This is a genomic window from Mesorhizobium alhagi CCNWXJ12-2, from assembly GCF_000236565.1.
Classification (GTDB): domain Bacteria; phylum Pseudomonadota; class Alphaproteobacteria; order Rhizobiales; family Rhizobiaceae; genus Allomesorhizobium; species Allomesorhizobium alhagi.
This window is the reverse complement of the sequence record NZ_AHAM01000260.1, coordinates 1-9,432: the sequence shown is the minus strand read 5'-3', so window position 1 is coordinate 9,432 and position 9,432 is coordinate 1. Positions and strand designations below refer to the sequence as shown.

Here is a 9,432-nt window from a genome sequence, read left to right as displayed (position 1 = left end):
TCGCGACGAGATTTTCTGCCGTTACATGGCGCATTCTCAGAAATACCCTTCGCGCTTCTTTTTTTCCATCGACCCGGCCTCATCCCGATCGATCAGCCGGCCCTGGCGCTCCGAGGTTCGGGCGATCAGCATCTCGTTGACGATGCCTTCCAGGTCGACGGCGTCGGAATCGATGGCCCCGGTCAGGGGATAGCAACCAAGCGTCCTGAAGCGGACCAGCCGGTTTTCGATGACCTCTCCGGGCTGGAGCTTCATGCGATCGTCGTCGCGCATGATCAGCATGCCGTCCCGCTCGACCACCGGCCGCTTCTTGGCGAAATAGAGCGGCACGATCGGGATGTCCTCGCGCAATATGTATTGCCAGATGTCGAGTTCGGTCCAGTTGGACAACGGGAAGACGCGGATCGATTCACCGGGCGAAATCCGGGTGTTGTAGATCTTCCACATCTCCGGGCGCTGGTTCTTTGGGTCCCAGACATGCTGCGCATTGCGGAACGAGAAGATGCGCTCCTTGGCGCGCGACTTTTCCTCGTCGCGGCGGGCGCCGCCAAAGGCCGCGTCAAAGCCGTATTTGTCGAGCGCCTGGCGTAGGCCCACCGTCTTCATGACATGGGTGTGGGTGTTCGAGCCGTGGTCGAAGGGATTGATGCCGTCGCGCACGCCGTCTTCGTTGACATGGACGAGAAGGTCGAAGCCCAGTTTCTCGGCCATCGAGTCGCGAAACTCGATCATCTCGCGGCACTTCCAGGTCGTGTCGACGTGAAGGAAGGGAAACGGCGGCTTGGCCGGATAGAAAGCCTTCATCGCCAGATGCAGCAACACCGACGAATCCTTGCCCACCGAATAGAGCATCACCGGTTTGGCAAAGGTCGCGGCCACCTCGCGGAAAATATGGATAGCCTCGGCCTCCAACCGGTCGAGATGAGAAAGCTTGGCAAGCATGAGGGCGCCTTGTGAACGTCGCCCGCCAGATGCGGCACGGCGGCGAAATACTGGGTTTCGCGTGATTTTCCCACAAGCGGCCGGCTTCTCAAGCAGAACGCTACCAAATTCGCGGCAATCCCCGGCCGGAACTTGCGCGATGTACGAGGCTAGTGGAATGCCATTCCCGGGCGGCGTCAAATGAGCGTCGGGAGTGGAAATCTGCCCCCTGAACGCATTCAGCCGCGGCATCGCCGCGGCTGAATGAAATCGAGACTGGTTCGCTCAGCGTTGCCTGGGCAGCAGCGACCAGATCGCAGGCACCAGCGCGGAGCCCAGCGCGACCTTGATCAGGTCGGGAACGATGAATGGAACGACGCCGAACTGCCAGGACTTTTCAACCCCGATCAGCATTGCCAGCCAGGCGAAGCCCATGACCATCATGACGACTTCGGCGGTAAGCATCGCGCCGAACAGCTTGAACGGATTGCGGTCCCAGCCGCGGTCGGCAGCCCAGCCGACGATAGCGGCCATGGCGACAAAGCCGGCAAGATAGCCGCCAGTCGAGCCGAGCATGTAGGCGATGCCGATGCCCTTTTCCGGCGTGCCCTGGAACACCGGCAAGCCCATCGCGCCCTGCGCCATGTAGAGAAGCAGCGTTGCGACGGCCAGCCGCATGCCGAATGCGGCCGCGATCATGAACACGGCCAGCGTCTGCAGCGACATGTCGACTGGGCCGAGCACGACCTTTGTCTTGGCTGAAAGCGTCAGCAGGAGAGTTCCGGCAATCGCCAAGGCGCATTGGCCTACCAGCCGCCAGGCGCCGCTTTCGGGCAATGCAAGCGAAACAAGCGGGCGGGCGGTAAGTGCAGTTGCCATGGTTTTCCCCATTTTCGGTTGAGGCCGAGCGAACGCCGGTCGGGTTTCCGTATATTGGCTTCCATGCTAAGCGGCAAACAATTTTACGGGTTTCACACCACAGGTTCGGTCGAACGATATGGCTCTGGACTTCGACACGCAATTCGACCCGGCCTACGGGAAGGCAATCGAGCTTGCCCCCGGGGTCTTGCGCCTGACGGTCAACAATCCCGGCCCGTTCACCTTCCACGGCACAAACAGCTATATTGTCGGCCGCGATACGCTCGCAATCATCGATCCCGGTCCGGAAGACGAGGCGCATTATTCGGCCTTGCTCAAGGCGATCGCGGGGCGGCCGATCAGCCATATCTTCGTCAGCCATACCCACCGCGATCACTCGCCGCTTGCTTCGCGGCTTGCGCGCGAGACCGGGGCGATCACCGCCGCGGAGGGACCGCATCGCCCGGCGCGGCCGCTGCGCATCGGCGAGATCAACCCGCTGGACGCCAGCGCCGATACCGACTTCGCGCCGGACCTGACATTGCAGGACAATTCGGTGACGGCCGGCGACGGCTGGGCGATCCGCACCATCCTGACGCCCGGCCACACCGCCAACCATGCCGTCTTCGCGCTGGAAGGAACCGGAATTCTGTTTTCGGCCGACCATGTGATGGCGTGGGCAACCTCGATCGTGGCGCCGCCCGACGGCGCGATGGCCGACTACATGGCCTCGCTGGACCGGCTGCTGGAGCGCGACGACGGGATTTTCCTGCCCGGACATGGCGGGCCGGTCAGGAAGCCCCGCGCCTTCATGCGTGGACTGAAGACGCACCGTAAGATGCGCGAGCGGGCTATCATGGAGCGCCTCGGCCAGGGCGACCGCACCATCGGGGAACTCGTCAAGGCGATCTACCGGGACACCGATCCAAGACTGCACGGCGCGGCCGGCCTGTCGGTTCTGGCGCATCTCGAGGATCTGGTAACGCGCGGCATGGCCGCGACCGAAGGCGACCCGTCAATCGACGGCGTCTTCGCGCCCGCCTGATCGCTTGTCCTAGTCACTCTGCCGGGGCCGCGCCTGCCTGTACGGCCATTTCAGCGTCGAGCTCTCCAAGGAAAGCGATTATCCGGGCGGCATTGTCGCCTAGGTCATGACGGCCGTAGCGAGAAACCGAACGCATGTCGACATAGGTTGAGGTCCCTTCGTCGGTAAGCCGAACCGCGACATCGACGGGAAAGCCGAGCAAGGGGGTGTGGGCAAGCGCTTCGATGGTCATCTCGCTTTGACCGACGAAGGCCGGACGGGACGTCGCGACCGTCCAGCCCTGACGCACAAGCAGCGCTTCGACGATCTCGGACGCACGATCGAAAGGCATTTCGTACCGCCTGCCGGTCACTTCGGGATAGTTTTCGGTCTGCAGCCTGCGATGCTCAGCGGAAAACGGGGTGACTTCGTTGGTGTCGAGGCCGCGCGAGATTACGGCGGCCACCAGCGTCGGCGGGGCGACAAGGTCGGTCGAAATATCATTGAGTTGCGGATAGACGAAGGCCCTGTATCCCGTCACCAGAAACGGCGCGAGCACAGCGAGCGAAACAAGCCCGCCGACCACAAGGTCGCGGCCGCCGAGATCGCCGTGATACCAGAACCGCGTGAACGCATAGGCTGCTAGCGCAAGCGATCCCGCCGCGAGCGCTGCGACGATCGACAGCACCGACAGGAAGGGAGGCGTGGGAATGAGCCCGTAGCGATGCGCCAGGCCGGCTGTAATGAACAGCACGGCCGAAAACGTAGCCAGGCTACGCGACCATCCCGCGGCCTGGGTCGTGCGCTGTTCCAGATATGCCGCCATCGATCTCCGTCGCCTGCCGGGCAGAAGCCGCTTTCCTAGGTCGTTTTTCCCGGACAGCGCAAATGCTTTTGCGTCACGCTTCGGTCGGCAAACGATAATCCCTGAACTGATCGCGCAGGGTCGTCTTCTGGATCTTGCCGGTCGCAGTGTGCGGTATCTCCTGGACGAAGGCTACGTCGTCAGGCATCCACCACTTCGCGACCTTCCCGTCCATGAAGCTCAGAATGTCGGATTTTTTCGGCTCCCGGCCGGGTTTGCTGACCACCACCAGCAGCGGGCGCTCGCCCCACTTGGAATGCTTGACGCCGATCACCGCCGCCTCGGCGACATCCTGATGGCCCACAGCCAGGTTTTCCAGATCGATGGTCGAAATCCACTCGCCGCCCGACTTGATCACGTCCTTGGCGCGGTCGGTGATCTGCATGTACCCATTGGCGTCGATATGCGCGACGTCGCCGGTGTCGAACCAGCCCTCCTCGTCGAACTGTTCCTGACCTGCACCGCCATAATAGGCGCGCGCCACAGCCGGGCCGCGCACCTTCAGCCGCCCGAACGTCTTGCCGTCCCAAGGGTGCTCGCGGTTCTCGTCGTCGGTCACCTTCATCTCAACGCCGAACGGCGGATGGCCCTGCTTTTCCTGGAGGGTGAGGCGTTCTTCGCCGTGCAAGTGCACGTATTCCGGCTTGATGGTGCCAAGCGTTCCGAGGGGAGACATCTCGGTCATGCCCCAGGCGTGGCACACCTGGACGTCGTATTCCTCCTGGAATTTCTTGGTCATGGCGCGTGGACACGCCGAACCGCCAATCACCACCTTCTTCAGATGCGGCAGCTTTTTGCCGGTCTCTTCCAGATGCTGGAGCAGCATCAGCCAGACCGTCGGCACGGCGGCCGTGAAGGTCACCTTCTCGGTGTCGAGCAATTCGTAGATCGACGCGCCGTCCATGCGGCCGCCGGGCATCACCAGCTTGGCGCCGATCATCGGTGAACTCTGCGCGAGACCCCAGGCATTGGCGTGGAACATCGGCACGACCGGAAGGATCACATCGCGGCTCGATATCCCCATGGCGTCGGGCATGCAGGCAATCATGGCGTGCAGGACATTGGAGCGGTGGCTGTAAAGCACGCCTTTCGGCTCGCCGGTGGTGCCGGAGGTGTAGCACATGCCGGCGGCGGTGTTCTCGTCGAAGCTGCGCCAGGCGAAGTCGCCATCGGCCTCTGCCAGCCAGTCCTCATAGGCGACAGCATTCGGCAGTGTGGTCGCCGGCATGTGGGCGGCATCGGTCAGCACGATCACCTTCTTCAGCGAGGGCACGGAAGCGGCGATCTTCTCGACCAAGGGCACGAAGGTGAGGTCCACGAACAGCGCCTTGTCCTCGGCGTGGTTCATGATCCAGGCGATCTGCTCGGGGAAAAGCCGCGGGTTCAGCGTGTGATAGATCGCGCCGATGCCCATGATGCCGTACCAGGCCTCGATGTGGCGCGCCGTGTTCCAGGCAAGTGTGGCGATGCGGTCCCCGAGCCCGAAGCCGTCGCGCTCGAGGCGCTGGGCGACGCGCAGGGCCCGCTTGCGCACTTCCGCATAGCTTGTGCGCACGATCGGCCCTTCGACCGAGCGCGAGACGATCTCGCGGTTCGGGTGCTGTATCCCGGCATGGTCAATGATCTTGTGGCAGAGCAGCGGCCATTCCTGCATCAGTCCAAGCATGCGTTCCTCCCTGTTCATTGTTTTTCCGGCATTGTTGGAAGGAACTGCACGATTGTCCAGTGCGAGGCCGCGCCATAATCCGGCCACTTAGGCCGTTAACCATCGTTAAGGGGGCTCTGTTGGCGATTATGATGTGAGGCCTCGCATGGACGCGCAAGCTGTAGCGGAAAATCTCGAAAAGACAGGCACCGAAACCGCACTCAAGATCGCGCCGGTCGGCGATGCGATTTCTGACGAAACGTTCGAATATCTGGTGCGCCAGGCGCTGGACGCCGTTCACGGCACCATGCTGTTCAAGATGCGCCTCGGCAACGACGACGACGGCCAGCACGTCGCCGCCGCCTCCATCGGCGAGGGCAAAAGCCAGCAGTTCCTGGTTCTGACACTGCCTGTCGCCGGCGGTCGGCTGCGCGTCGAAACAGCGTCCAAGAGCGAGAGCCCGGTCGCCCGCATCGCAGCCTCCTATGCCGGGCTTGCGCAGGCCTTCGCCACCGCAGCCTGATTGAACGGCTCGGCTGGACCAGTCGACAAGGGGTTCTCGCGCAGGCGCGCACGGGATATGAGGAAACGCAGTTTCGCCTCTCTCCCGGAGCCGTCCATGCTTGAGAATCCCCCGCTGACCAATCTCCAGACCAGGGACATTGAATCCCTCGTCCACCCCTACACGCCCATCCATCAGCTCAAATCCACCGGCACCGTCATCATGGGCAGGGGCAAGGGCGTCTATGTCTATGACACCCAGGGCCGTGCATATATCGAGGGCATGTCGGGCCTCTGGTGCGCCGGCCTGGGGTTCGGCGACGAGGAGATGATCGAGGCGGCCATCGAGCAGATGCGCGCCCTGCCCTACTACCACATCTTCGGCGCCAAGAGCAGCGAACCGGCGATCGAACTCGCCGAGAAGCTCAAGGAGATAGCGCCGGTTCCCATCTCGAAAGTGTTTTTCACCTCATCGGGATCGGAGGCCAACGACACGCAGGTCAAGCTCGCCTGGTACATGAACAATGCCATGGGCCGGCCGAACAAGAAGAAGATCATCTCGCGCATCAAGGCCTATCACGGCGTGACCGTGATGGCGGCGTCGCTGACCGGGCTCCCGTCGAACCACAATGGCTGGGACCTGCCAGTCGACCGGGTGCTTCACACCGATTGCCCGCACCATTACCGGTTCGGCATCGAAGGCGAGAGCGAGGCGGAATTCACGGCCCGCATGGCCAAGTCGCTACGCGACCTGATCGAGCGCGAGGGACCCGACACGATCGCCGCTATGATCGCCGAGCCGGTCATGGGCGCCGGCGGCGTCGTCATTCCGCCGAAAGGCTATTACGAAGCGATCCAGGCCGTGCTCGACGAGCATGACATCATGCTGATCGCCGACGAGGTCATCACGGGTTTCGGCCGCACCGGGAATTGGTGGGGCTCGCAAACCTTGAACATGCGTCCCAAGACGATTTCGGCGGCCAAACAGTTGACCTCCGCCTATGCGCCGCTCGGCGCCGTGATGGTGCCGGAGGATGTCTACCAGGCCTATGTCGACCATTCCGCGACGCTCGGCACTTTCGCGCACGGCTTCACCTATGGCGGTCATCCGCTTTCCTGCGCGCTCGGCGTCAAGGCGATCGAAATCTACCAGGAGCGCGACATTATCGGCCACGTTCGCAAACTGATGCCGGTCTTCGAGCAGAGGATGAAGAAGATCAGCGAACACCCGCTGGTGGGCGAAGCGCGCTATTGCGGCCTGGTCGGCGCCGCCGAACTGGTGGCCGACAAGTCCTCGAAGCGCTCCTTTGATCCGAGGAACGGCGTTGGGCCAAAGACTTCAAAGCTGATCGAAGAAAACGGCGCGATCCTGCGGGCGCTCGGCGACATCATCGCTATCTGCCCGCCGATGATCATCAGCGAAGCCGAGTTGAACGAATTGTTCGACCGCCTCGAGACAGGATTGGACCAGGCGGAGGCTTGGGTCTCCACGGAGGCTCTGCGCGCCGCCTGAGGGAACGGTCTCGGTGGCCTGACGTTGTGGCCGGTGAAAGGAGCTTCGACATGGACCAGGCAGCCAATCCTTCTCCCGGATTTCGGCGGAACCCGTCTCACCGCATTACGGTCGAGCCTTTCGACGGCGCAGTCACGGTGACTTTTTCGGACGCCATCATCGCCTCCTCCGACGAAGCGCTGGTGCTGCGTGAGGCGGACTATCCACCGGTTTTCTACATCCCTTTCAAGGATATCTATTTCGAGTTCCTCAAGCCCTCCAGCACCACGACCCATTGCCCTTACAAGGGCGACGCATCCTATTGGGACGTCAGCGCCGTTGGTGAATCGGCCAAGGACATCATGTGGGCCTATGAAGCACCCTATGACGAGATGGCCCGGATAAAAAATCACGGCGCCTTCTATCCAGACAAGGTTCGTATCGAAGCCAATCCGAGTTCCGGCGCAGTTGGAGCGGATCTGTAGGACGGGATCACGGGTTTTACCCCACGTGAGTTGTTTCTGTGGGGTAAAATACCCTACGTGAGTTGCTCACGTAGGGTATTTTAGGCGGCCTTCAGAACCGACGGCGCTGACGAGAGTCCGAGGAACTCCATTCTTGCCAGCGAGGCATCGAGGGCTTCCCGCCAGGAAGAGCCCCGATCACGCGCTACTTGAAACATCTCCCTCAAGTCCTCGGCACGGCCAATCAACTTCAAAGCTTCAGCAAGTTGATTGGCCTGCCCGAGATCTTTCAGGTCTTTCTGGCTGCCGGCAGACCGGCGCGCGGCCACGATCATTTTGTGAACCGCAAACCTGCAGGGGTCAGGGACCAAGACAGGAATTCCGCCCTTGTGAAGCATTACGGTTCTAACAGGCTCGTAGATCAAGAAGTCCAAAAACCGCAGCGGTTCCGCGGCGGCTCCGCCAAGAGATGGCATTTTGGCGGGTTTGCCGACCAGATCGTCGCTTCCGCGATTTGGCGTCAGGAAATCCACTCGAAGGCCGTTTGCGCCAACGTACTTTGTCGCGCCTGCCGCATCATTCAGATGGGGAGCGGGCTTGAACGATTCATCCACGCTCCTCAGGACGTCCAAAACCGGTGGTATCGAGTCATCGACCGCGACCGAAATGGAATGAAATTGGGCCAGATCGATGTCGCCGGTTTGCATGGCGGCTCCAGCGAGCCTACAACCGAGTACGGCTCCATATGTCTGGTATGCGATTGTTCCCACAAGACACGCCCGCAACCGAAACAGTCCTGCTTTCCAGAATGCCTCGACTATATTTCCAACCCGCGGTTCGGGACTGAAAAGCCTGGCCTCGCGTGTAAGAGTGGAAACAATTTTCCTGCGCTTTTGATAATCATCTTTAATCTGGGCAAAATTTTCGACGCGCCGGTTGATTTCGGGATCATCGGCCGGACCGACATAGATGTCCTTCGCGGTTTGGGCACCACGCTCCGACGCTTTGTAATACCAGTATTCGCGCCCCTTTACCGGTCGCTTCCTGAATAGTCCGCTTTCGTCAAAATCCGCGTCGAACTGCGCATCGAGGGTCCGGTCAAGCAGTTCCGCGATCATGGTTGTGTAGACGATGTCGAGTTGTCGAACCACGGCTTCAAGCCCGTTATAACAAATTTGCGAATTTGTTATAACGAATGGCGGTTTTGTCAGCAAGAGCGGAGTTATACCAAATTCGCAAATTTGTTATAACTCGTCCTCACCCCTTCTTCACCGCCGCCTGCGCCGCGGCAAGCCTGGCGATCGGTACGCGGTAGGGCGAGCAGGAGACGTAGTCGAGGCCGACCTCCTCGCAGAAGTGGATCGAGGCCGGGTCGCCGCCATGCTCGCCGCAAATGCCGAGTTTGAGGTCGGGCTTGGTTGCTCTGCCCTTCTCAACACCGATGCGCACCAGTTCGCCGACACCTTCGATGTCCAGCGTAACGAACGGGTCCTGCTCGATCATGCCCTTCTGGCGATAGGTTTCCAGGAACAAAGCGGCGTCGTCGCGTGAGATGCCGAAGGCCGTCTGCGTCAGGTCGTTGGTCCCAAAGGAGAAGAACTCGGCAGTCTCCGCAATGACATGGGCGCGGATCGCGGCGCGCGGCAGTTCGATCATCGTGCC

General features: G+C 61.4%; 10 protein-coding genes. 4 read left to right on the top strand and 6 right to left on the bottom strand.

The window, feature by feature from the left end; translation table 11 throughout:
* Positions 1–36 precede the first annotated feature (36 nt).
* Both cysD and MAXJ12_RS27505 read right to left on the bottom strand, forming a co-directional pair.
* The gene (gene cysD, locus MAXJ12_RS27510; protein WP_008839388.1) at positions 37–942 is read right to left on the bottom strand and encodes a sulfate adenylyltransferase subunit CysD; all 906 of its coding nucleotides are present in this window, start codon (positions 940–942) and stop codon (positions 37–39) included.
* 264 nt (positions 943–1,206) lie between these two features.
* Positions 1,207–1,800, bottom strand: a complete 594-nt coding sequence (locus tag MAXJ12_RS27505) for a biotin transporter BioY (protein ID WP_008839387.1) — start codon at positions 1,798–1,800, stop codon at positions 1,207–1,209.
* 118 nt (positions 1,801–1,918) lie between these two features.
* On the opposite strand from MAXJ12_RS27505, the gene MAXJ12_RS27500 reads away from it, so the two are divergent.
* The gene (locus MAXJ12_RS27500; protein ID WP_008839386.1) at positions 1,919–2,824 is read left to right on the top strand and encodes an MBL fold metallo-hydrolase; all 906 of its coding nucleotides are present in this window, start codon (positions 1,919–1,921) and stop codon (positions 2,822–2,824) included.
* A gap of 13 nt (positions 2,825–2,837) precedes the next feature.
* Here MAXJ12_RS27500 and MAXJ12_RS27495 read toward each other — a convergent pair whose 3' ends face one another.
* Together MAXJ12_RS27495 and MAXJ12_RS27490 are read right to left on the bottom strand one after the other, a co-directional pair.
* On the bottom strand, positions 2,838–3,629 hold the full coding sequence (locus MAXJ12_RS27495) for a DUF1499 domain-containing protein (RefSeq protein ID WP_008839385.1): 792 nt from the start codon (positions 3,627–3,629) through the stop codon (positions 2,838–2,840).
* Between the two features lie 73 nt (positions 3,630–3,702).
* Complete coding sequence (locus tag MAXJ12_RS27490; protein WP_008839384.1) at positions 3,703–5,334, bottom strand: fatty-acid--CoA ligase; 1,632 nt, start codon at positions 5,332–5,334, stop codon at positions 3,703–3,705.
* Between the two features lie 145 nt (positions 5,335–5,479).
* Between MAXJ12_RS27490 and MAXJ12_RS27485 the strand changes: the two genes are divergently transcribed.
* The 3 genes from MAXJ12_RS27485 (at position 5,480) to MAXJ12_RS27475 (ending at position 7,791) form a co-directional block, all read left to right on the top strand.
* Complete coding sequence (locus MAXJ12_RS27485) at positions 5,480–5,836, top strand: hypothetical protein (RefSeq protein ID WP_008839383.1); 357 nt, start codon at positions 5,480–5,482, stop codon at positions 5,834–5,836.
* Between the two features lie 96 nt (positions 5,837–5,932).
* Positions 5,933–7,327, top strand: a complete 1,395-nt coding sequence (locus MAXJ12_RS27480) for an aminotransferase (protein ID WP_008839382.1) — start codon at positions 5,933–5,935, stop codon at positions 7,325–7,327.
* A 50-nt stretch (positions 7,328–7,377) separates the two neighbouring features.
* Positions 7,378–7,791, top strand: coding sequence for a DUF427 domain-containing protein (locus MAXJ12_RS27475; protein WP_008839381.1), 414 nt, complete (start codon positions 7,378–7,380; stop codon positions 7,789–7,791).
* An 80-nt stretch (positions 7,792–7,871) separates the two neighbouring features.
* On the opposite strand, the gene MAXJ12_RS27470 is transcribed toward MAXJ12_RS27475, so the two are convergent.
* Complete coding sequence (locus MAXJ12_RS27470) at positions 7,872–8,984, bottom strand: nucleotidyltransferase family protein (protein ID WP_139044062.1); 1,113 nt, start codon at positions 8,982–8,984, stop codon at positions 7,872–7,874.
* Positions 8,985–9,027: 43 nt separating this feature from the next.
* Positions 9,028–9,432 (bottom strand): putative PEP-binding protein (locus MAXJ12_RS27465; RefSeq protein ID WP_008839379.1); only part of this gene is annotated, 405 nt, incomplete at its 5' end.